Here is a 21,456-nt window from a genome sequence, read left to right as displayed (position 1 = left end):
ATGGGAAAACGCGACGAGCTGATCGCCAAATATGCCGAGGACCTGAAATCCAAATGCGGTGTGGACGCCGATATGGATCTGTTGACCAAAGTCACCATTGGCTGCGGCCCCGCGATCTATGATGCCGACGCATCGACCGTCGCGGCAACTCAGGAAGGCGAGCTTGAAACGGTGAAGAACAATTTCCTCATTAAAAAGCTGGGCCTGTCCGATGGTCCGGAGTTGATGGAAGGTATCAACAAGGTTCTGGAAAGCTATGGCATGTCCGAGCGCAACAAGTACCGCGCAGTCGTCTATTACATGCTGACCAAGCATTTCGGCAAAGAGTCGGTCTACAGCTGATCCTGCCACACTCTTTGCGACGCCCGTCAGATTGCTGGCGGGCGTTTTCAAATTTAAGCACTTGCCGTTTGAACTGCGCACATCAGATCGGTTAGTGTCAGAACGTGACCAGGACGGTCAGAGCCAAAATTTCCATACGCGTGTGGTGAGTTGGGAGCACGCGGGGTAGGGAAGGTTCTGAATCCGTCAGGATCTTCCCTTTTTTCATAAACTGCTTTGAGATCAACAGTATCGCCGGATAGGCTCGGCCGATATTCAAAGTTGTTTGTGAGGGCTCCATGTCATTCAAGAACCGAACCAGCCAAGGCAAACCGGGCGTATCGATCAAAGAGACGGGAAGTTTCTTTGCCGGTGGGCGCCGGGTGACACTCTCCGGTCAGCCGGTTCAGCAAATTCAAGTGGCGCGGAACGCACCGGCCAGAACAGTCGACATGAACGGGGATTACGTCACAGGGCAATGTTATGTTCAGTATCTTCTTCAATCCGACCCAAAATTTGATGCGCCGCTCATGTTCTGGCACGGGGGCGGTATGACGGGCGCTACGTGGGAATCCACACCGGACGGTCGCACTGGGTGGCACAACTTCTTTCTGAATGCAGGCTTTGACACCTATCTTTGCGACGCGGTTGAACGCGGACGGGCAAGCTGGTCGCCTTACCCGCAGATCTACAAGGACAACCCGGTCTTTCGCACCCAAAATGACGTCTGGACCATGTTCCGGTTTGGGCCTGCGGGTGCGTATAGGTCAGAGGATACCGCCAGACACCCTTTTGACGGGATCAGATTTCCACTGAACGCGTTGGATACGCTGGGTGCACAACTCGTGCCGCGCTGGACGACGCATGCGGAAATGACACTCGATGCGTATTATCAGGCGCTTACCCGGGTCGGTCCGGTCTGGCTCATCGCCCACAGCCAGGGCGGCAATTTTGCGTTGGAAGCCGCCGCAGTACATCCGGAATTCTTCAAAGGAGTCGTTGTCATCGAGCCGGCCTCGGCACCCCCAACCATAGGGAAGGCCGCGCAAATACCGCATCTGTTTGTCTGGGGCGATTTCATCGACAAGTTTGCGATCTGGACTTCATACCGCGCGAAGGCAGATCAGTACGTGGATCAATTGCGATCAGACGGAGGGTCAGCTCAGCTGCTGGACCTTCCCAGTGAGGGGATCACCGGGAACACACATGTGATGATGATGGACGAGAACTCGGACCAGATCGCCGCTCTGGTGCTTGATTGGATCAAGAAGGCGGAGCAATCCGCGTAAGCGAATTGCTCAGTCCGCCTGCGTTTCCCCAAGCGCGCAGATCACCTGCCATTCCACGTCGCTGACAGGTTGCACGGACAGGCGCGAGTTCTTCACCAGCACCATCTCTCCCAGACGTTCGTCTGCCTTGATCTGGTCCAGAGCGACGGGGGTTGTGAAGGGGCGCACCGCCTTGATATCCACGCATTCCCAACGCTCGTCGTCGGTGGTGCTGTCGGGATGCGCCTCGGCACAAACCTCGACAATACCGACAATCGCCTTGTCCTTTTGCGAGTGGTAAAAGAACCCGCGATCACCGACTGCCATCTGCCGCATGAAATTGCGGGCCTGATAGTTGCGCACGCCGTCCCATTCTTCGCCCGCATCCCCTTTGGCAACCTGCTGGTCCCAGCTCCAGGTCGATGGCTCGGATTTGAACAGCCAGTATGCCATCAGCCTATAACCTTCTTCCACGCAATCAGGTCAACCGACTGGAACAACCCGGCTTTGGCATAAGGGTCATTGTCTGCCCAGTTTTGCGCGGCGGCCATATCCTCGACCTCAAGAATGATCAGAGAGCCGATCATCGCGTCACCGTCCAGCAGCGGGCCTGCCTGCGAAACCACGCCGGTTTCCTCGATATAGGCGAGGTGAGCCGCGCGGTTGTCCAGCCGGGTTTGCAGCGCGCCGTCTTTATCACGGGCAATAAGGGCGATCAGCATGTTATTCCTCCTTCAGGGGTCGGTTGAGCAGGGTTTTGATAGCTTCGGTTACACTGTAGGCACCGCTGCTAAGGTCCGCCACTGTTGTACTGATAGGCATGTCGAGCCCTTCGGCGGTGGCAATTTCCGTCATGGCGCGCGCAGTGGCGACGCCTTCGACAGTGGTGTGGGTATCAAACTGGCTATTCTGGCCCAGAGACAGGCCATAGCGGTAGTTTCGCGACAAATCGGACGAACATGTAAGGACGAGGTCGCCCAAACCAGACAGCCCCATCAAGGTGTCGGGCCGCGCGCCTCGCATCAATGCAAACCGCTGCATCTCGGCAAACCCGCGCGTCATCAGAGCGGCGCGGGCACTATCCCCCAAGCCTGCCCCAATGGCAGCACCGCACCCAATGGCCATGACATTCTTCAGCGCGCCGCCGAGTTCCGCCCCAACAATATCTGTTGTGCGATAGAGGCGCAGGTTGGCAGTGGTCAGGTCGTGCTGAAGGATTGGACTCAGCGCTTCATCGGCACAGGCCAAGGTCAACGCAGTTGGCAACCCCCGCGCGATGTCGTCCGCAAAGCTGGGTCCGGTCAGCAGCGCTGGGCGCGCGTCTGGGATTGTCTGTTGGATGACCGAGATGGGTCCCAAGCCGGATGACAGCTCAATGCCCTTACAGCAGGCCACCAAAGTCTTTCCGGCCAGAACCGAAGCGTGTTCTTGTAGGGCGCCGCGCAATTTCTGCATGGGCACCGCGACCAACAGGATGTCGCTTTCGGCGGCCCGCCGGATGTCCGACGTCACCGTGATTTCCGCGGGCAAAGCCACACCCGGCAGGCGCTGGGTGTTCTCGCGGCTGTCCTGCATGTGCCGGGCCTGATCCGCGTTCCGAGACCACAGCGTCACAGGCCTGTTCCCGCCCAGAGAAATGGCCAGGCTGGTGCCGAATGCGCCGGATCCCAGAACCGAAACGCTCATGCCTTGGCCCCTTTCTTGCCGCCGCCCAACATGGAGGGGCTGGTCTTGTCCAGGGGCCAGCGCGGGCGGGCGGTCAAGTCCAGCCCATCGCGCGCACCGGTGCGAAAACGTTCCATCCCGGCATAAGCGATCATGGCGGCATTGTCCGTACACAGGCTGAGCGGCGGCGCAGTAAAGCGTGCGCCTTTTTCGGCGCAAACAGTCTCTAACGCAGCCCGAATTGCCGAATTTGCAGCGACTCCACCGGCGACGGCAATGACCGGGTCTGCGGGGTTTTCCTTGAGATACGTATCAATCGCACGGCGGGTTTTCTCAGCCAGCGTGTCCACGATGGCTTGCTGGAACCCGGCGCACAGATCGGCGCGGTCCTGACGGGTCAGGCCGCCCTTTTCAGCAACGATCTGGTCCCGCATCCGCATCAAAGCAGTTTTCAGCCCCGAGAAGGACAGATCACATCCCGGCCGATCCAGCAGAGGTCGTGGGAACCGGAATCGCTTGGGATCACCAGATCGCGCTTCGGCCTCTACCGAAGGACCGCCGGGTTGCGGCAGACCCAAAAGGCGGGCGGTTTTATCGAACGCTTCGCCGGGGGCATCGTCGATTGTTCCGCCCAGGCGGGTGAATTGCTCGGGCCCGTGCGCGATCAGGTATTGGCAGTGCCCGCCCGATACCAAAAGCATCAGGTAGGGAAACGCGATACCGTCGGTCAGGCGCGGTGTCAGTGCATGACCAGCCAGATGGTTCACGCCGATCAGGGGCAGACCGGTCGCGGCGCTCAGCCCTTTGGCACACATGACGCCGGATATCACGCCGCCGATCAGGCCTGGCCCGGCGGTCACGGCGATCGCGTCCATATCGGCCAGCGTCAGACCAGCAGCCTCCAGCGCTTGAACCACACAGATATCCAGTTTTTCTGCATGCGCGCGTGCAGCGATTTCGGGCACGACGCCTCCAAACGCGCTGTGCAGCTCGGTCTGGCCGTGAACGACCGACGACAACACCTCGGCACCTGCGCCATCGGATTGACGCACGACAGCGGCGGCCGTGTCATCACAGCTGCTTTCCAATCCAAGTACGGTAAGTGTTTGCACCATAGGCCTGATCCGTTGCATCATGACACCCAAGCGGGGTATCACCCTGCGCGGACGCAAACAATCCCAAGGCCGAAGGCCCCGCCATTGTATTTGTTGATGACCCGCCCTCGCGCCGCCTCTGAGAGGTTTGTTGCGCAATTGCCGACCCGCGTCAGGTCTCGGGTCGAAGTGATCTATTCTCCGATTCTCGAGATTCGACCCCTGCGGGTTGAGATCAACACCAAAGGTGTTCGGGGTTTGATCTTTACCTCGGCCAATTCGGTCAACGCTGCGGCCTCACTTGGCGTGAGGCGCGATTTGCCCGCCTTTTGCGTAGGCCCCGCGACTACCGGAACCGCAAAAGGGGCCGGTTGGGGTGCTGCGATGGCCGGCAACACTGCCGAGGAACTGGTGGCCTATCTGCTGAAACACCGGCCCGAAAGTCCCCTGTTGCATCTGCGCGGAGAACACACGCGGGGCAATGTCGCGGGGCGTCTGACCGAATCGGGTCTGACGGTTCACGAAGAGGTCGTTTATCAACAGCGCCTGTTACCGCTGACATCCGAAGCTGCCGCCGCGGCCGCCGGTGACAGGCCCGTAATCGCGCCGCTTTTTTCGCCCCGTACAGCGCGACAATTTGCCGAGATTTGGGCCGGACCGGCCCCCTTGTGGTTGGTTGCCATCAGCGAAGCGACGGCTGAGCCCCTTAATTCCTTGACGTATGAGCGTCTGAAGATTGCCAAAGAACCCACGCCCAAGAAAATGCGGAAAGCCGTTAAAAAGCTTGTGAAACATGCGATGCGGGTTGAGGGTGGAGAGGCCACCGATTAACTTAGAGTGGCCTGTTATTCATGTGAAATTGGATTCGATAAGGGGAACGTCGCGGTGGCTCGTAAGAAAAAAACCGATCAAAAGCCGGTGGAAGACCCCAAGTCGGACGAAACGGTTGAATTGACCTCGCAACCTGAAGAGACGCCTGTTGACGCGGATGTACCGGTAGACGAGGCCCTTTCCGAAGCCGAAGCCGAAGCCGAAGCCGAAGCCGAAGCCGAAGCCGAAGCCGAAGCCGAAGCCGAAGCCGAAGCCGAAGCCGAAGCCGAAGCCGAAGCCGAAGCCGAAGCCGAAGCCGCGGCGATGGAGTCAGCCCAGGAAGAATCGGTTGCGCGCGAAGAAGACGCGCATCGCGATGAGTTGCCAAAGGAAGAAAAGCGCAGTGGGTTCGTACCGGCCCTGCTTGGCGGTGTACTTGCAGCGGGGATTGGGTTTGCCGCTGGCAGCGCAGGCCTGTTCGGGTCGAGCGATACGGACGCACTTGCCACGCTTGAAGCCAAACTCAATGACCAATCCAGCCAGATCGAAGCGCTGACGAAATCCCTGTCCGACACGTCTGATGTGGACAGCAAAATCGCTGCGCTAACCGATCAGGTCACTCCGCTGGGCGCCGAGCTAACTAATTTGAAATCCAGTCTTGATGGTCTGGCAAGCAAGATTGACCCGCTGGCGAACCGTCTGAGCGATCTTGAAAGCGGCGCGCTAACGCAGGGCGCGTCCCCAGAGGTGTCGGCAGCCTTTGAGGCCGAACTGAAGAAACTGCAGGATTCACTGGCGGCGCAGCGGGCCGAAGTGGAAAAGATGGTGTCGGATGCACAAGCGCTCGAAGCAAAAGCCTCGGCCGAGGCGTTGGCTGCGCATAATGCTTCGATCCTGTCGCAATTGCACGGTCAGTTGGACGCCGGTCAGCCCTATGCTGATCTGGTTGCGGAACTGACGGCCGGTGGTGTTGATGTGCCACAAGCGCTGTCCGCCCCGGCGAGTGAAGGCGTTGCGACGCTGTCAGCTCTACGGGCATCATTCTCGCCTGCCGCACGGGCGGCGCTGGCCGATGCGCGGGACGCAACCAAAACCACAGGATTGGTCGCTTTCCTGCAACGCCAGACCGGGGCGCGGTCGGTTACGCCACAGGAAGGTGATGACACGGATGCGATCCTGTCGCGCGCTGAGGCCGCCCTGTCCAGTGGCGATGTTGCAACCGCTCTGACCGAACTTAAATCCCTGCCCGAAGCGGCGCAGGCGGCCATGGCTGATTGGGAGCAGGCAGCACAGACGCGGGTTTCCGCGGTAGATGCTGCCAATGCGCTTCAGCCTAGCGTGAACTCGAACTAAAGGACCTGCCATGCTGTGGTCACTGCTTAAGATTCTTGTTTTTGTTGCGATTATTGGCCTTCTGGCCATCGGCGCCGGGCTACTTATGGAAACCAGCGGTGGTGTGCAGATCACGGCCGGTGGCACTGAATATACGCTTGGGCCTTTGCAGTCGGTCATCGCGCTGGGCATTCTGGTGTTTGCCATCTGGGTATTTTTCAAACTGCTCACGCTGCTAATTGCCACGCTTCATTTCCTCAACGGTGACGAAACCGCACTGTCACGCTATTTCGACCGCAGCCGCGAAAAGCGCGGGTATCAGGCGCTGGCCGATGGGTTGATGGCGCTGGCATCGGGCGAAGGGCGCGTTGCTATGAACAAAGCGACCAAAGCTGAAAGACTGCTGAACAAGCCCGAATTGACCAACCTGCTCGTCGCGCAGGCCGCCGAAATGAACGGCGACACCAAAAAGGCGGCGGACACCTACAAGAAGCTGGTGACAAACAACGCGACCCGCTTTGTCGGGGTGCGTGGCATCATGAAACAGAAGCTGGCTGAAGGTGACGACGAGACAGCGCGCAAACTGGCCGAGAAAGCGCTGGCGATGAAACCGCGCCATGAGGAAACACAGGATATTTTGCTGGGCCTTCAGACCAAAGCGCATGATTGGGCAGGGGCACGCTCGACCCTGACCGCCAAGCTGAAATCCGGTCATCTTCCGCGCGACGTGTTCAAGCGCCGTGATGCTGTGCTGGCGCTGTCAGAAGCCAAGGGCATTCTGGATGAAGATGCCACAATCGAACAACGCGAACGCGCGATTGAGGCGAACCGCCTGTCCCCTGACCTGGTGCCGGCGGCCGCAATGGCCGCGCGTGCTTACATCGAAAAGGGCAAACCGCGCTACGCCACCAAGATCTTGAAAAAAGCGTGGGAGGTGCAGCCGCATCCCGATCTGGCACATGTTTTTGCCGAGATTGTGCCGGATGAAACACCCCATGAGCGGATCAAACGTTTTACCGCGCTGACGCGTATTCACCCGGAAAACATGGAAACACGCCTGATTCTGGCCGAACTGAACATCGTGGCCGAAGATTTTCCCGAAGCGCGCCGCGCGCTGGGCGATGTGGTCGAAAAGCAGGCGGATGCGCGTGGTTACACTCTTATGGCGGCCATCGAACGGGGCGAAGGGGCCTCGGATGCCGTGGTTCAGGGTTGGTTGGCCAAGGCACTGAACGCACCACGTGGGCCGCAATGGGTCTGCGACAATTGTCATGACATTCAGCCCGAGTGGGCTCCGGTTTGTCAGAACTGCGGCAGCTTTGACACGCTCAGCTGGCAAACGCCGCAAACGCCCGAGATTGCCACCGCAACGGGTGTCCACATGCTGCCTCTGATTGTTGGCGCGTTGGAAGATAAGGCTGAACCTGAAGCCGAGCCGGAAGCGGCCGAGGTCGAAGAGGCAGATGATTCTGAGGTCATCGAAGCCGAGGTTGAACCCGTCCGGCCCGATGTCGAGCCTGCGGTCGAAAAACAGGCCTGAACCGTTTATTCCCGGCCGACCCGACTGTCGCGAATACCTAGGTGATTGCGACAGAGGTCGGGCGCGGCCAAATCTTACTCCTGGGACGTGGTCTTGACGTAGGTCCAGCGGTATTTGGGCGGAGTAGGCCCTTTGTTGCGTCCGCCTTGCTGCGTTTGCTCCCACGCATGTGCCAGTATTCCAACTGACCGGGACAGGCAGAAAAGACCACGCGCAAGGGGCGGTTCGAACCCAAGCTCTGCGTATATCACGGCAGTGGCCCCGTCGATATTCATCGGGACGGGCTTGCCCTTGCGCCGCGCAAGTTCGGCTTCGATATCCAACGCGATTTGCCTGAAGCGCCCATCGCACGCACCGTTCTCAACAGCCTCGGACACTAGCGCCATCAACCTTGGCGCGCGTGGATCGGTTGGCGTGTGAAACCGATGGCCAAAGCCTGGCAGGATCTTTCCGCGTTCGGCGATCCAGTCGTCCAGTGCTGTGCCCAAACCGCCCGCGTGGGTGCCGACGAAATGATACAGTTCAACCGCCTGCTCACCCGCACCACCGTGGATGTCGCCCAGCATGTTCACCGCGCTGGCCATTGCGTTGTTCAGAGGAAGCCCGCAGGTCACCGCCATTCGCGCTGTCGCGATTGAGGGCGCTTGCGGCCCATGGTCCACGGCTGCAACGAGTGCCGCTTCGAACAGTCTTCCTTGCGCAGATGAAGGGTGGTCGCCGCGAACCAGAAACCAGATCATTTCGGCAAAGCTCAGTTTGCCGATCAGGTCCTCGATCGGTTCGCCGCGTAAAGCGATGCGGCCGGGTTCCATGTCGATGATGGATGTTCGCCACCAGTCGGAAACGTCGCTCATATCACGCCTTCCTTTGCCAACTCCGCGATCTCGGGCGCGGATAGGCCAAGTTCCGACCAGATTGCAGCGTTATCCGCCCCCAGTTTGGGCGGCGCGGTCTGCGGCATGTTTCGTTGTCCGTCCATGACCACAGGGCTGCCGGCCAGCTGCATGTCCTCGCCATGTACCTGCAACGTACCAATCAACCCGCGCCCGGCCAGTTGTTCGTCCGCCAAAGCCTCGGGGACTGTCTGGACCTGCCCGGTTGGCACACCTAGGCCGTTCAGTTCGGCGACCCACTCGCTTGACGGGCGTAGTTTCAAGGATTTCTCCAACTCGCGCCTCAGCGCATGACGGTTTCGTTTGCGATCCTCACGCGTTGCGTAATCCGGGTTATCCAGCAAGTCCTCTCGTCCAAGGTGCCGGGCAAGGGCCTGCCATTGCTCATCCCGATTGGCGGCGATGTTGATCGGGCTGTCGAATGTGGCGAACGTGCCGGAGGGGGCTGAGGTCGTGTTCTCGTTGCCATGTGCGCCGGGCGTCACGCCGCCTACAAGGTAGTTGGACACGACCCAACCCATAGTCGAAATGACGGCCTCGGACATGGCGATATCCAGAAAGGCGCCGCGGGGTTTTGCGTTCAACGCGGCACTCACCGCGAAGGCGGCTGTGAGCCCACCAACTGTGTCGGCCAGCGGATAGCCGACACGATAAGGCGCTGTATCCGGTGCGCCGGTGATCGACATGACACCACTGATCCCTTGCACAATCTGGTCATAGGCCGGGTCATCCCGGCGTGGTCCGTTTTGTCCAAACCCGCTGATTGCGCAGTAGATTAATGCGGGGTTTTCAGCGCGCAGAACCTCATACCCCAGACCCAGCCGGTCCATGACGCCGGGCCGGAAGTTTTCGACCAGCACATCGGCCGTCTTCACTAGTTGTTTGAGCAGAGCTTTTCCCCGGCTGGATTTCATATCCAGCGTGACCGATTTCTTCTGTGCGTTCTGCGCCAGAAAGCTGACGCCCATACCGGCTTTGTTCCGGTCGGGATCAGCCCCCAAAACGCGGGCCAGATCACCGCTGCCGGGGCGTTCGACCTTGATCACCTCGGCCCCCATCAGCGCCAGTTGGTAACAACAATACGGGCCCGCAAGCACGTTTGTCAGATCAAGGACCCGAACACCCCAGAGCGGTTCAGTCGCCATCCGCCACACCTGCGGCCCGGGCCCGTGCACGACGTGCACGGTAGCTGGGCAGCAGCACAAGCAAGGCAGCGATCACCAGCAGCCCCAGGGTCATCGGACGTTCCCAGATAAAGGCGATGCCGTCATAAAGCTGCATCGACCGCGCAAAGTTATCCTCCATCATGCCACCGAGGATGAAGCCGATCAGTAGGGGGGCCAGCGGGTAATCCGCGAATTTCAATGCTGTCGCGCAGACACCAAAGCCCACAAGGATCAGCAATTCCGTCGCGTTGTTCTGCCCGATATAGGCCCCCATCAGAGTGAAGAACAAAATGAACGGGATCAGGTAGTTACGCGGAACGGCCAGCACCTTGGCGATATAGGGAATCAGCGGTAGGTTCAGGATCAGCAGCACGAGGTTGCCGATGAACATCGACATGATCACCGCCCAGAAGATCTGAGGTTCGTCCACCATAAGCCGGGGACCGGGTGTCACGTTTAACGCAATCAAAGCGCCCAACAGGATCGCTGTTGTCCCGGACCCTGGAATACCCAGCGTCAGCAAGGGAACAAACGATCCGGTACAGGCTGCGTTATTTGCCGACTCGGGCGCGGCCAGACCTTTGATCGAACCCTTGCCGAACTCTTCCTGCTCTTCCTTGGGGGCGATGTTCCGTTCGACCGCGTAGCCAAGGAAGCTTGCGATGGTCGCACCTGCGCCGGGCAGGACGCCAATAAAGAAGCCCTGTACGGATTGGCGACCGATGACCGGAGCGATTGCCCTGGCCTCGTCTTTGGTTATGCGCAGATCCTTGATTTCGCCGTCGTCGCCTTTCAAATCCTTCGGTTTGAGCACCAGAAACAACGCCTCGGGCAGGGCGAACATCGCCATGGCCAGGGTGATGAAGCCAAACCCGGATTGCAGGTCCATGATCCCCATCGTGAAACGCGGCAGGTTGAACAGTGCGCCTTCACCGACGGTGGCCATAATCAGACCCAAGGTCGTCATGATGATGGCCTTGGCCACCTGTCCCGAACCCGCAAAAGCGGCAATGGCCGAAAGACCGACCACCATAAGTGCGAAGTATTCGGCGGAGTGGAACAACAGCGCGACGGATGACAAAGCCGGTGCAAAGACCATCAGCAATACCGCGCCCAGCGTACCGCCTGCGAAACTGGCGATCGCGGCGATGGTCAGCGCCTTGCCTGCCTTGCCTTGCCGGGCCATCGGATAGCCGTCAAAGCTCGAGGCCACGGTACCCGCGACCCCCGGCGCGTTGAGCAGAATGGAGGAGGTCGACCCCCCAAAGATCGCCCCATAGTAGACACCGGCCAAAAGGATCAACGCGGCAGATGGATCGCCCATCGAAATCGCGACCGGGATCATGATCGCGATGATAGACATCGGGCCCAAACCCGGAAGCATGCCGATGAACGTGCCGATCAGACAGCCCGCGATGACCATCAGCAGGTTTTGAATTGAGAATGCCGTTTGCAGGCCGATCAGAAGTCCTTCTAGCATGTCAGCCTCCGAACACGCCCGGCAGGGGACGCATGTAAATTCCAAGAACTCCCTGAACCAGATACCAGACCGATCCGGTTGCAATGAACGCGACAGGCAGCATGATGTGCCACTTGCGTTCGCCCAAGATGAAGGATCCGAGGATCAGGAAAGCAGAGGTTGAGATCAAGAAGCCGACAGGGCGCAAGCACAGGGCGTAGACAACCATCAGCACCAACAGCGAGATTGCCTGACCAAGGTGGTACTCACCCAACCGGCGGTAATCGATGTCGGCCTCTTTGACTTCGCTTTTCTCAAGGCCAAGCAGGATGATCACACAGGCAACCACGCCCAGAACCGACAGCACTTTGGGAAACGTGCTGGGCCAGATGGGGTTTCTCTGCATGAAAGGAGGAAGACTTCCATCCATCGTGAACCAGGCGGCGTACCCGTATGTCAGGCAAACACCCAGTAAAACAAGCGCGATCCAGCGATCCAGCGCCATAGCGTCCCCTCCCTTTTTTTGTTTATTGGGGACGGCAGAGCGACCAAACGCTCTGCCGCAGATTGCTTTAGAGGAAGCCCAGCTTCTTCATCAGATCGCTGATCTGCTGTTCCTGACTTTCCAGAAACGCTTCGAAGTCGTCACCCGAGTTGTGGATGTTGACCCAACCGTTACGGGCGCGAACTTCTTCCCACTCGGGCGTGTCGTACATCTTGGCGATGGCTTGCTGATAGGCGGCCAACTTGTCTTCGGGCAGGCCGGGGGCCGCAAAGAACCCGCGCCAGTTCACGAAGGTGGTGTCGATACCTTGTTCCTTCATGGTTTGGGCGTCAGGCGCAGCGTCCACGCGTTCTTCGGAGGTAACACCGATGATTTTGACCTCACCCGCGTTGGCCAGATCGACAGCTTCCGAGAAACCGGTCGACAGCGCCGCGATTTCACCCGACAGCAGGGCCGCCATAGCTTTGCCACCCGCGTCATAGGGTATGTACTTTACGCCCAACGCATCCTTGCCGGCGGCTTCCATAACCATCGCTGCAACCAGATGGTCCATGCCGCCCGGAACCGAACCGCCGCCGATTGCGGTTGCACCGGGATCAGCGTCGTAGGCGGCCAGCAGATCGGCCATCGAGTTGATCGGGCTGTCCTTGCCCACAACAATCGCCGCGTAGTCGCCGATTGTGCCCGATACCAGCGTCAGGTCGCGGAAGTTATGCGGGAACACGCCGGTCAGCGAGCGGATCACGATAGGGGTCGAGTTGACCATCAGCGTGCCGTGGTTGCTGTCGGCGTTTTCGATCAGATAGCCGATGGCCTTGCCGCCACCACCGCCCGACATGTTCTCGTATGACGCCGTCCCAACAAGGCCGGCATTGGTCAGCGCCTCGCCGGTTCCGCGTGCGGTTCCGTCCCAGCCACCGCCGGCGCCGCCGGGGATCAGAAAGTGGATGCTGTCGACGACTTCCTCGGATGCAGCAGGTCCAACGAGACCAATTGCGGCAACAGCTGCGATCAGGGCCCGACGGCCCAGGTTAAATGTTGTCATTATGTCCTCCCATTTGACAACCGGCCGCTCAGCGGCACAGATTATCCTGCACCTAAACACGCCAACCTGACATCAACCTGTCATGTGAAAAGAAACTGTTAGCCGCCCATGAAATTTCTGCTTGTCGAAGACAATCTCGACCTCGCGAATGCGATCAGTTCTCGTATGCGACTGGACGGTCATGTCATTGATCATGCAGCGAATTTAGAAGATGCGCGCGCCTTCGTTTCGATCGAGGAATACGATCTGATTCTGTTGGACATCATGCTGCCCGATGGGGATGGGCGCGAGTTCCTCAGACAGCACCGCGCAAGCCGTTTGGACACGCCGGTGATCGTTCTGACGGCGCGCAGTCAGGTTTCGGATCGAATCGGCTCGCTTGATCTGGGGGCGGATGACTACGTGACGAAACCTTTCGATCATGCCGAGCTTGAGGCGCGCTGCCGCGCCGTTTTGCGTCGCAGGTCCGGAAGCGCGAAGTCGACGATCGAGATTGGCGGAATTGTTTTTGATCCGGTGGCGGGCCATTTGACGGTTGATGGCGATACCGTATCTCTCCGCAATCGCGAACTGAGAATGATCGAACTGTTCATCAACGCGCCGGGGCAGGTGTTTTCAAAGCAGAAACTGGCGGACAGGTTGTTTTCATATGACGACAATGTCTCGGACAACGCGATTGAGGTCTATGTCGGTCGACTGCGCAAACATCTTGAGAAGTCAGGTATGAAAATCACCACTCTGCGCGGGTTGGGTTACAGGTTGGATCATGACGACTAGCCCAACCGTTTCCGGATCGCTGCGAAATCGCCTGGTTTTGACCCTGATCGGAGGGGCGGCGATTCTGGCCATTCTTCTGTTCTTTACGGTGCGCAGCTATGCCGCAAAGGTGGCTCAGCAGGGTCAGGATGACATATTGGGGGCCTCGGTGACGTCCATCCTTGATGCCGCCGCGCTCAGGGACGGCCAGCTTGAGGTGGACATTCCCTATGCCGCGTTTTCCATGCTGACCACTCCGTCGGACGATCGGGTGTTCTATGCCATTTTTCAGGACGGCGAGTTCCTGTCCGGATACGAAGACCTGAGCCTTGCGGAAGGTCCCGTCGAGGACCGATGGACATTCCGGACCGGCGAGGTGCGCGGCGAACGTATCCGGCAAGTCAGCGCCAGCCGGACGTTGGTCGGGTTGGGACGCCAAACCGAGATTGAGGTTGCGTTGGGGCAAACTCAGGACGCGCTGTCGGATACTCTGGATCAGATTTCACGCAACGCAGCCTATCTTGGGATCGGTTTCTTTCTGCTGACTGCGGCCTTGTCGTTCTGGGTGACGTCCACAACGATCGGTCAGTTGAACAAACTGACGACCTCGGTCACGCGCAGAGGTCCGCAGGATCTGAGTCCATTTAGGAAACCCGTGCCGAAAGAGATGGCGCCGCTGGTAATGTCGCTGAATTCGCTGATGGGTCGCCTCGATCAGTCGCTGAGCCAGTCCGAGGACTTTATTGCCGAGGCCGCGCACCGGGTGCGGACACCGCTGGCGACTGTCAGATCTTATGCCGAGGCCACCCTTCACCGCGTCGAACGCGAAGACAACCGCGAGGCGCTGAAGGCCATGGTGCGGGCCATCGACGAAAGCTCGCGCGCGGCGGGGCAGTTGCTGGATCATGCCATGATTACCTTCCGGGCGGACCATCTGGAGCGCGAGGAGATCGATCTGGTCATCCTGATCCGTGAACTGGTTCAACGCCTGAACCCGATTGCCGAAATGAAAGAGTTGACACTGTCCCTGACCGGTGAGCCGTCGGTTCCCTATTCGGGCGACCCGATCCTGATCCAGAATGCCGTGCGGAACATGATCGATAACGCGATGAAATATGCGCCGTCCGACAGCACTGTCGAAATCACGATCATCGCGCATCCGGACCCGCAGATTCAGGTGCGCGATGCAGGTCCCGGCTTTCCGCCTGACGAAATCGACACGCTGACGCGCCGGTTCGAACGTGGTCAGAACGCGGCAGGGACCATCGGGTCCGGTCTGGGGCTGACGATCGCGCAGGACGTGGCGACCGCGCACGGAGGGTCATTGATCCTCAAGAACCGCTCGAAGGGGGGCGCATGCGTTATCTTATCGCTCTAGTCGTATTACTTCTTCCCTTTGCCGGGTGGGCCGATGATTGGGAAGATCGCCTGATCTTTAACGAAGGCGCCGAGGGTCCGCGCCTACGTGTCATCTCCAGCACCGATACGGTTTTGTTTGCCCCCGTGATCGAAGGGTTCGTGGCCGAAAACCCCCTAATCAGTATCGAATATCTCGTCTCTGGCACCGCGGACATCAACCGGCGGGTTCGGGCCACGCCCGAGGCGTTCGATGTGATCATCTCCAGCGCCATGGACTTGCAGTTGAAATTGGCAAATGACGGGTTTGCCCTGCCGATCGAGGACGTCCCGGCGCCAAGCTGGGCGCAGTGGCACCACAGCTTGTTTGCCTTCACCTCGGAACCGGCAACCATTGTGATCAACCGCGCCGCTTTTGAGGGGCAGCCGATACCACAAACCCGGCAGGGACTGATTGAAGCTTTGCGAGAACGACCCGAGGAGTTTCGGGGCAAGGTCGGCACTTACGATGTCCGCCAGTCCGGTCTGGGATATCTGTTTGCAACGCAAGACGCGCGCGCGTCCGAGACCTATTGGCGGCTGATGGAGGTCATGGGGGGCTTGGACGTGCGCCTTTATTGCTGTTCGGGCGAAATGATCAATGACCTTGCGGACGGAACCATACTTGTTGCCTACAATGTTCTTGGGAGTTACGCGGCTGTGCGCGCCGAAGGAAAGGATGCCCTTGAGGTCGTGCTGCCGTCAGATTTTCAAACCGTTATGATGCGTACGGCCATGGTCTCGAAAGCGACGGCTGAACCACGCGCGGCGGAAATGTTGTTGCGTTATCTTGTGGCCGAACGACCTGCCGTGGCCGAAGGGAGCAGCCCTCTTCCCCTCTTGCAGCCAAGTACCGGAGCAAATGGGCGAGAAACGATTAGCCTCGATCCCGCGTTGCTGACGTTTCTGGACGGTTTGAAAAGAACAAAGTTCCTGTCCGCCTGGGAAGATGCGGTCATTCAGTAAAGCCGTTCTGATGGCGGCTGCGGAAGTACAAGGCACAGATCAGACAAGGCCCGTCATTCTGGCGGCAATCGGTTTTCCTGTCCAACATACAATTGTCCCAATCAATTCCGTTTGCTAACGTCGCTTTCGCGTCGGGGAGGGCGCGCAAACCCAAATGCTGGACTATTCGCATAACGCCTTGCTTGTTGCGGCGTCGCTGGCCGTGGCGATGATGGCTGGATTCACCGGGCTTTACCTGACGCATGGGGCGTCCAAGCTGGACGATCAGAAGCGCAAACTAGTCGTCGCGCTGGCCGCGATCATTCTGGGCGGCGGAATCTGGTCAATGCATTTTGTGGCCATGCTTGGGCTGCAACTGCCGATCTTGTTTTACTACGATGCGCTGATCACCCTGATTTCTGCGTTGGTTGCGATCCTGATGGTCGGTCTGGCGCTGCTGATCCTGCATTTTCGCCCGCGCACGATGGGGACAATTTTTGTCGCTGGGGTGATCGTGGGTCTCGGCATCGTTGTTATGCATTATGTCGGCATGGCCGGGATGGAGTTGTGTCGCCCCGTGTACACGGCATGGGACGTGGCGATTTCGACGCTGGCGTCGGTTATTCTGTCGGTGCTGGCGATCTGGGTGGCCTATGACAATCGTACGCAACGCAACATTTTGCTGGGGACGGTGTGTTTCGGGCTGGCGGTTTTCACCATGCATTTCGTCGCCACCGGTCTGACCGACTTTGTCGCAAGCGACGCTGCGGGCCGAGCTGGGCCCGCGTTGAACAATCAGGTGCTGGCGATGGGCGTGACGGTGGCCGTATTTCTGATCTGCGGTGCATTCCTTTTGACCGGCATCACCTTCATCGAACCCGCGCCGTCGCCGGCAGCTCCAACCACGGCTGAACCCAGCCCTGCGCCTGAGCCCACTGCGCTTCGCGCAGGCGTTCCGTTCGAGCGGGAAGGTCAGACGTTCTTTGCCGAGCCCGCGCGGATTGCCGCGATCCGGGCAGAAGGGCATTACACTGTTCTGTACATGGGTGCCGAGAAGCTGTTTTGCCCATGGTCTATCACTGAGGCCGAAACAAGGCTCCAACCTGATGGGTTCTTACGGGCGCATCGCAGCTATCTGGTGAACCCAAAACATGTCTCGAGTTTTGAGCGCCACAAGGACAACGGCACCTGCTATTTTGACGGGGTCGACGCGTTGACCAAGGTTCCGGTCAGCCGATCCCGTCTGACGGACATTCGCGAGGCGCTGGGCTTGTAATCGCAGCTCGTGCAGCTCATTCGCATTTCGTGAAACAAGCCGCGCCCCCCGTTTCCGCTGACTGGAATGGCTGACTTCAGCGTTCTTTCCTTACCCATAGGTCCCCCAAGGCATACCGCTCGGACCCAGGGAGGAAAAACATGATACCAGCCGGTTTTGAGTATCACCGGCCAGGCGACATCGCCTCGGCCATCGGCATTCTACAAGAGCACGGAGATGAAGCGCGCGTGATCGCGGGCGGGCACAGCCTGATCCCCATGATGAAACTGCGCATGGCTGAGATGGGCCATCTGGTTGATCTGCAGGCCATCGAAGAACTCAAGGGCATTGAGGTCGGCGCGGACACCGTGACACTTGGCGCGATGGTGACACAGCACGAGCTGATCACGCATTACGGTTTGGCAGAGGCCATACCGTTGATTCGTGAAGCTGCGCTGCAGATCGCGGACCCGCAGGTACGTTATATGGGTACTGTTGGCGGCAACGTAGCCAATGGCGACCCGGGCAATGACATGCCGGGCTTGATGCAATGCCTTAACGCCACGTTTGAACTGTCTGGTCCTGATGGCGCCCGCAGTGTCGACGCACGGGACTTCTATGAGGCCGCGTATTTCACCGCGCGTGAGGATGAGGAAATCCTGACCCGGATTTCGATCCCCGTGCCGGGCGCGGGCGTGGGTCAGGCCTATGAAAAGCAGAAACGCAAGATCGGCGACTACGCGACCGCGGCGGCGGCTGTGATGGTTGGCAACGGTCGGGCTTCGGTTGCGATGACCAATCTGGCGGATACGCCGATCTGGTCCGAAAGCGCAAGCAACGCGCTGGCTGACGGGGACATCAGCGGCTGCGTCACCGCGATGCTGAGCGCCATCGACCCAGTCGCCGACAATCGCGGGCCTGTCGAGTTCAAGAAACACGTGGCCGCCGTGATGCTGCGCCGCGCCATCGACCGTGCGCAAAGCCGCGCGGGTTGAGGGGAGGAAACAATGTCGAAAATGCACGTAAAACTCACCGTGAATGGCAAACAGGTCTAAGGACTGGCTGAGCCGCGCACACTGTTGATCCATTTCCTGCGGGAAGATCTGAAAATCACCGGCCCGCATATCGGCTGCGAAACCAGCCATTGCGGGGCTTGCACGGTGGACATTGACGGTAAATCCGTCAAATCCTGCACCACCTTCGTAGCGCAGGTGAACGGTGCCGATATCACCACTGTCGAAGGGCTGACCAATGACGATGGCAGCCTTGGCGTTCTGCAGGAAATGTTCCGCGAACATCATGGGCTGCAGTGCGGTTTCTGCACACCGGGGATGATCACCCGCGCGCACCGCTTACTGCAGGAAAACCCAAACCCGACCGAGGAAGAAATCCGCTTTGGTATGGCCGGCAACCTGTGCCGCTGCACCGGGTATCAAAACATCGTCAAGGCGATCTCGGCCTCGGCTGACATGCTGAAGGCTCAGAAGGAGGCCGCGGAATGAACGATCAAACCATGACCCCCGAAGAACGCGCCGCCAACCTCAAAGGGATGGGCAGCTCGCGCAAACGCGTTGAGGATGTGCGCTTTACCCAAGGCAAGGGTAACTATGTCGATGACATCAAGCTGGATGGCATGCTGTTCGGCGCTTTCGTCCGCTCGCCCTATGCGCACGCTCGCGTTGTCGGTGTGAAGAAAGAGGCCGCGCTGGCCGTGCCAGGTGTTGTTGCCGTGTTGACAGCCGAGGATCTGGCGCCGCTGGGTCTGCATTGGATGCCGACGCTCGCGGGTGACAAGCAAATGGTGCTGGCCGATGGCAAGGTTCTGTTTCAGGGCCAGGAAGTCGCCTATGTCGTTGCTGAAAATAGGTACATCGCGGCGGATGCGGCTGAACTGGTCGAAGTTGATTACGAAGAACTGCCCGTTCTGACCGACCCTTTCGAGGCTCTGAAATCGGACGTTGTCCTGCGTGAAGACCTTGCGGGTCAGACCGAAGGCGCCCACGGGCCGCGCAAGCATCACAACCACATTTTCACCTGGGAACAGGGCGACAAAGATGCGACCGAAGCGGTTCTGGGTGAAGCCGATGTCGTGGCCGAAGAGATGGTTTATTACCATCGGACCCACCCATGCCCGTTGGAGACATGCGGCTGTGTCGCTTCAATGGATAAGGTGACCGGCAAGCTGACGCTCTATGGCACCTTCCAGGCCCCGCACGCGATCCGGACCGTTGTGTCCCTGATCTCTGGCCTTGCCGAGCACAATATCCGGGTGATCAGCCCTGATATCGGCGGTGGCTTCGGTAACAAGGTTGGTGCCTATGCCGGCTATGTCTGCTCGGTCGTCGCCTCGATTGTCACCGGCCAGCCGGTGAAATGGGTCGAGAACCGGATGGAAAACCTGATGTCCACCGCCTTTGCGCGTGACTACTGGATGCAGGGCAAGATCGCCGCGACCAAAGATGGGAAGATAACCGGTCTTTGGTGTCATACGACAGCGGATCATGGTGGATTTGACGCCTGCGCCGACCCGACCAAATTCCCGGCCGGGTTCATGAACATCTGCACCGGGTCCTATGACATCCCGACTGCTTATCTTGCTGTGGATGGTGTCTACACCAACAAGGCACCGGGCGGTGTGGCCTATCGTTGCTCGTTCCGGGTAACCGAAGCTGCCTATTTCATCGAACGGATGATCGAGGTTCTGGCCATCAAGCTGAACATGGACGCGGCCGAGTTGCGTCGTATTAACTTCATCAAGGCCGATCAGTTCCCGTACCAGTCCGCGCTGGGTTGGGAGTATGACTCGGGTGATTATCACACTGCGTGGGATAAGGCGTTGAAGGCCGTGGATTATGAAGGTCTGCGGGCGGAACAGGCGCAGCGGATCGAGGACTTCAAAGCCGGAAAGACCCGCAAACTGCTGGGCATCGGCTTGACGCATTTCACCGAAATTGTCGGGGCCGGACCGGTCAAGAACTGCGATATCCTCGGTCTGGGTATGTTCGACTCCTGCGAAATCCGCATCCACCCGACCGGCTCCGCCATCGCGCGGCTGGGGACGATCTCTCAGGGTCAGGGCCATGCCACGACCTTTGCCCAGATCATCGCCAGTGAGATCGGCTTGCCTGCCGACGATATCACGCTGGAGGAAGGTGACACCGACACCGCGCCTTATGGGCTTGGGACCTATGGGTCTCGGTCGACACCTGTGGCCGGTGCGGCAACGGCGATGGCCGCCCGCAAAATCCGCGCCAAGGCGCAGATGATCGCAGCCTACTTGCTGGAGGTGCATGACGACGACGTTGAATGGGACGTGGACCGGTTCTCAGTCAAAGGCGCGCCAGAGCGGTTCAAGACCATGAAGGAAATCGCCTTCGCTGCCTACAATCAGGCAATCCCAGGCCTGGAACCCGGTCTGGAGGCTGTCAGCTACTATGACCCGCCAAACATGACCTATCCGTTCGGGGCTTATATCTGCGTCATGGAGATCGACGTGGATACCGGCGAATGGGACGTTCGGCAGTTCTATGCGCTGGATGATTGCGGCACCCGGATCAACCCGATGATCATCGAGGGGCAGGTTCATGGTGGTGTGACCGAAGCGCTGGCTATCGCGATGGGCCAGGAAATTGCCTATGATGAGATGGGCAATGTTAAGACCGGTACGTTGATGGACTTTTTCCTGCCGACCGCATGGGAGACGCCGAACTTTACGACCGATCATACGGTGACGCCATCTCCGCACCATCCGATCGGTGCCAAGGGCGTGGGTGAAAGCCCGAATGTCGGTGGCGTGCCCGCGTTCTCGAACGCGGTACATGATGCATTCCGCCCGTTTGGTCTTGTTCAGAGTCACATGCCGCATGACCATTGGCGTATCTGGAAGATCGCCAACGGTTTGGGAATGCATGGGTGATAAGGTTCGAACCGGTGACACCGGTCCGATCGAAGCGAGGGGGCTCTGCCCCCTCGAACCCCCGGGATATTTTGGGCCAGATGAAGATTGG

General features: G+C 59.1%; 21 protein-coding genes. 12 read left to right on the top strand and 9 right to left on the bottom strand.

What is annotated here, in order from left to right; all coding sequences use genetic code 11:
- Both ACR0AA_RS15045 and ACR0AA_RS15040 read left to right on the top strand, forming a co-directional pair.
- Positions 1–342 (top strand): DUF2853 family protein, encoded by a 342-nt coding sequence (locus tag ACR0AA_RS15045; RefSeq protein WP_480665371.1) that lies wholly within the window; start codon positions 1–3, stop codon positions 340–342.
- A 278-nt stretch (positions 343–620) separates the two neighbouring features.
- Complete coding sequence (locus ACR0AA_RS15040) at positions 621–1,610, top strand: alpha/beta hydrolase (protein ID WP_480665372.1); 990 nt, start codon at positions 621–623, stop codon at positions 1,608–1,610.
- Positions 1,611–1,619: 9 nt separating this feature from the next.
- Here ACR0AA_RS15040 and ACR0AA_RS15035 read toward each other — a convergent pair whose 3' ends face one another.
- From ACR0AA_RS15035 to tsaD, 4 genes are read right to left on the bottom strand one after another with little or no spacing between them, the layout of a single operon-like run.
- Positions 1,620–2,042 (bottom strand): EVE domain-containing protein, encoded by a 423-nt coding sequence (locus ACR0AA_RS15035; protein WP_480665373.1) that lies wholly within the window; start codon positions 2,040–2,042, stop codon positions 1,620–1,622.
- Complete coding sequence (locus ACR0AA_RS15030) at positions 2,042–2,311, bottom strand: YciI family protein (protein WP_170563928.1); 270 nt, start codon at positions 2,309–2,311, stop codon at positions 2,042–2,044. The genes ACR0AA_RS15035 and ACR0AA_RS15030 overlap by 1 nt, the downstream gene beginning before the upstream one ends.
- A 1-nt stretch (position 2,312) precedes the next feature.
- Positions 2,313–3,275 carry an NAD(P)H-dependent glycerol-3-phosphate dehydrogenase gene (locus ACR0AA_RS15025; RefSeq protein WP_480665374.1) on the bottom strand — a complete coding sequence of 321 codons (963 nt, stop codon included), beginning with the start codon at positions 3,273–3,275 and terminating at the stop codon, positions 2,313–2,315.
- Positions 3,272–4,369 (bottom strand): tRNA (adenosine(37)-N6)-threonylcarbamoyltransferase complex transferase subunit TsaD, encoded by a 1,098-nt coding sequence (gene tsaD, locus ACR0AA_RS15020; RefSeq protein WP_480665375.1) that lies wholly within the window; start codon positions 4,367–4,369, stop codon positions 3,272–3,274. Before tsaD ends, ACR0AA_RS15025 begins: the two co-directional genes overlap by 4 nt.
- 96 nt (positions 4,370–4,465) lie before the next feature.
- Between tsaD and ACR0AA_RS15015 the strand changes: the two genes are divergently transcribed.
- The 3 genes from ACR0AA_RS15015 to ACR0AA_RS15005 are packed head-to-tail and all read left to right on the top strand — an operon-like array spanning position 4,466 to position 8,030.
- A complete protein-coding gene (locus tag ACR0AA_RS15015) occupies positions 4,466–5,179 on the top strand; it encodes a uroporphyrinogen-III synthase (RefSeq protein ID WP_480665376.1) in 714 nt (237 codons plus the stop codon).
- A 54-nt stretch (positions 5,180–5,233) separates the two neighbouring features.
- Positions 5,234–6,511 (top strand): COG4223 family protein, encoded by a 1,278-nt coding sequence (locus tag ACR0AA_RS15010; RefSeq protein ID WP_480756350.1) that lies wholly within the window; start codon positions 5,234–5,236, stop codon positions 6,509–6,511.
- A 10-nt stretch (positions 6,512–6,521) separates the two neighbouring features.
- Entirely contained in the window at positions 6,522–8,030 is a 1,509-nt protein-coding gene (locus ACR0AA_RS15005) for a heme biosynthesis HemY N-terminal domain-containing protein (RefSeq protein ID WP_480666044.1), read from the top strand.
- A gap of 74 nt (positions 8,031–8,104) precedes the next feature.
- On the opposite strand, the gene ACR0AA_RS15000 is transcribed toward ACR0AA_RS15005, so the two are convergent.
- The 5 genes from ACR0AA_RS15000 to ACR0AA_RS14980 form a co-directional block, all read right to left on the bottom strand.
- A complete protein-coding gene (locus ACR0AA_RS15000; RefSeq protein ID WP_480666045.1) occupies positions 8,105–8,884 on the bottom strand; it encodes a citryl-CoA lyase in 780 nt (259 codons plus the stop codon).
- Complete coding sequence (locus tag ACR0AA_RS14995; RefSeq protein ID WP_480666046.1) at positions 8,881–10,068, bottom strand: CaiB/BaiF CoA transferase family protein; 1,188 nt, start codon at positions 10,066–10,068, stop codon at positions 8,881–8,883. The genes ACR0AA_RS15000 and ACR0AA_RS14995 overlap by 4 nt, the downstream gene beginning before the upstream one ends.
- Positions 10,058–11,569, bottom strand: a complete 1,512-nt coding sequence (locus tag ACR0AA_RS14990) for a tripartite tricarboxylate transporter permease (protein WP_480666047.1) — start codon at positions 11,567–11,569, stop codon at positions 10,058–10,060. Before ACR0AA_RS14990 ends, ACR0AA_RS14995 begins: the two co-directional genes overlap by 11 nt.
- Position 11,570: 1 nt before the next feature.
- Positions 11,571–12,053: a tripartite tricarboxylate transporter TctB family protein gene (locus tag ACR0AA_RS14985; protein WP_480666048.1), complete on the bottom strand. Its 483-nt coding sequence runs from the start codon at positions 12,051–12,053 to the stop codon at positions 11,571–11,573.
- Between the two features lie 67 nt (positions 12,054–12,120).
- Positions 12,121–13,098: a tripartite tricarboxylate transporter substrate binding protein gene (locus ACR0AA_RS14980; protein ID WP_480666049.1), complete on the bottom strand. Its 978-nt coding sequence runs from the start codon at positions 13,096–13,098 to the stop codon at positions 12,121–12,123.
- A gap of 108 nt (positions 13,099–13,206) precedes the next feature.
- Between ACR0AA_RS14980 and ACR0AA_RS14975 the strand changes: the two genes are divergently transcribed.
- The 7 genes from ACR0AA_RS14975 to ACR0AA_RS14945 all read left to right on the top strand — a co-directional run bounded on the left by ACR0AA_RS14975 (position 13,207) and on the right by ACR0AA_RS14945 (position 21,365).
- Positions 13,207–13,875: a response regulator transcription factor gene (locus tag ACR0AA_RS14975; protein WP_480666050.1), complete on the top strand. Its 669-nt coding sequence runs from the start codon at positions 13,207–13,209 to the stop codon at positions 13,873–13,875.
- Positions 13,865–15,232 (top strand): sensor histidine kinase, encoded by a 1,368-nt coding sequence (locus ACR0AA_RS14970; RefSeq protein ID WP_480666051.1) that lies wholly within the window; start codon positions 13,865–13,867, stop codon positions 15,230–15,232. The genes ACR0AA_RS14975 and ACR0AA_RS14970 overlap by 11 nt, the downstream gene beginning before the upstream one ends.
- Positions 15,211–16,215 carry an ABC transporter substrate-binding protein gene (locus ACR0AA_RS14965; protein ID WP_480666052.1) on the top strand — a complete coding sequence of 335 codons (1,005 nt, stop codon included), beginning with the start codon at positions 15,211–15,213 and terminating at the stop codon, positions 16,213–16,215. Before ACR0AA_RS14970 ends, ACR0AA_RS14965 begins: the two co-directional genes overlap by 22 nt.
- A 154-nt stretch (positions 16,216–16,369) precedes the next feature.
- Positions 16,370–17,470, top strand: coding sequence for an MHYT domain-containing protein (locus ACR0AA_RS14960; protein ID WP_480666053.1), 1,101 nt, complete (start codon positions 16,370–16,372; stop codon positions 17,468–17,470).
- 140 nt (positions 17,471–17,610) lie between these two features.
- Complete coding sequence (locus tag ACR0AA_RS14955; protein WP_480666054.1) at positions 17,611–18,444, top strand: FAD binding domain-containing protein; 834 nt, start codon at positions 17,611–17,613, stop codon at positions 18,442–18,444.
- 63 nt (positions 18,445–18,507) lie between these two features.
- Positions 18,508–18,951 carry a (2Fe-2S)-binding protein gene (locus tag ACR0AA_RS14950; protein WP_480756408.1) on the top strand — a complete coding sequence of 148 codons (444 nt, stop codon included), beginning with the start codon at positions 18,508–18,510 and terminating at the stop codon, positions 18,949–18,951.
- Positions 18,948–21,365 (top strand): aerobic carbon-monoxide dehydrogenase large subunit, encoded by a 2,418-nt coding sequence (locus ACR0AA_RS14945; protein WP_480666056.1) that lies wholly within the window; start codon positions 18,948–18,950, stop codon positions 21,363–21,365. Before ACR0AA_RS14950 ends, ACR0AA_RS14945 begins: the two co-directional genes overlap by 4 nt.
- The last annotated feature ends 91 nt before the right edge of the window (positions 21,366–21,456 follow it).

This window comes from Ruegeria sp. CE8, from assembly GCF_056537465.1.
The sequence above is the reverse complement of the archived record's forward strand: the minus strand, read 5'-3'. Positions and strand labels throughout refer to the sequence as shown.

Bases quoted from the DNA above. Each gene is read 5' to 3' on its own strand.
- ACR0AA_RS15045 (WP_480665371.1), top strand. From the start codon at position 1: ATGGGAAAACGCGACGAGCTGATCGCCAAATATGCCGAGGACCTGAAA.
- ACR0AA_RS15040 (WP_480665372.1), top strand. From the start codon at position 621: ATGTCATTCAAGAACCGAACCAGCCAAGGCAAACCGGGCGTATCGATC.
- ACR0AA_RS15035 (WP_480665373.1), bottom strand. From the start codon at position 2,042: ATGGCATACTGGCTGTTCAAATCCGAGCCATCGACCTGGAGCTGGGAC.
- ACR0AA_RS15030 (WP_170563928.1), bottom strand. From the start codon at position 2,311: ATGCTGATCGCCCTTATTGCCCGTGATAAAGACGGCGCGCTGCAAACC.
- ACR0AA_RS15025 (WP_480665374.1), bottom strand. From the start codon at position 3,275: ATGAGCGTTTCGGTTCTGGGATCCGGCGCATTCGGCACCAGCCTGGCC.
- tsaD (WP_480665375.1), bottom strand. From the start codon at position 4,369: ATGGTGCAAACACTTACCGTACTTGGATTGGAAAGCAGCTGTGATGAC.
- ACR0AA_RS15015 (WP_480665376.1), top strand. From the start codon at position 4,466: ATGACCCGCCCTCGCGCCGCCTCTGAGAGGTTTGTTGCGCAATTGCCG.
- ACR0AA_RS15005 (WP_480666044.1), top strand. From the start codon at position 6,522: ATGCTGTGGTCACTGCTTAAGATTCTTGTTTTTGTTGCGATTATTGGC.
- ACR0AA_RS15000 (WP_480666045.1), bottom strand. From the start codon at position 8,884: ATGAGCGACGTTTCCGACTGGTGGCGAACATCCATCATCGACATGGAA.
- ACR0AA_RS14995 (WP_480666046.1), bottom strand. From the start codon at position 10,068: ATGGCGACTGAACCGCTCTGGGGTGTTCGGGTCCTTGATCTGACAAAC.
- ACR0AA_RS14990 (WP_480666047.1), bottom strand. From the start codon at position 11,569: ATGCTAGAAGGACTTCTGATCGGCCTGCAAACGGCATTCTCAATTCAA.
- ACR0AA_RS14985 (WP_480666048.1), bottom strand. From the start codon at position 12,053: ATGGCGCTGGATCGCTGGATCGCGCTTGTTTTACTGGGTGTTTGCCTG.
- ACR0AA_RS14980 (WP_480666049.1), bottom strand. From the start codon at position 13,098: ATGACAACATTTAACCTGGGCCGTCGGGCCCTGATCGCAGCTGTTGCC.
- ACR0AA_RS14975 (WP_480666050.1), top strand. From the start codon at position 13,207: ATGAAATTTCTGCTTGTCGAAGACAATCTCGACCTCGCGAATGCGATC.
- ACR0AA_RS14970 (WP_480666051.1), top strand. From the start codon at position 13,865: ATGACGACTAGCCCAACCGTTTCCGGATCGCTGCGAAATCGCCTGGTT.
- ACR0AA_RS14965 (WP_480666052.1), top strand. From the start codon at position 15,211: ATGCGTTATCTTATCGCTCTAGTCGTATTACTTCTTCCCTTTGCCGGG.
- ACR0AA_RS14960 (WP_480666053.1), top strand. From the start codon at position 16,370: ATGCTGGACTATTCGCATAACGCCTTGCTTGTTGCGGCGTCGCTGGCC.
- ACR0AA_RS14955 (WP_480666054.1), top strand. From the start codon at position 17,611: ATGATACCAGCCGGTTTTGAGTATCACCGGCCAGGCGACATCGCCTCG.
- ACR0AA_RS14945 (WP_480666056.1), top strand. From the start codon at position 18,948: ATGAACGATCAAACCATGACCCCCGAAGAACGCGCCGCCAACCTCAAA.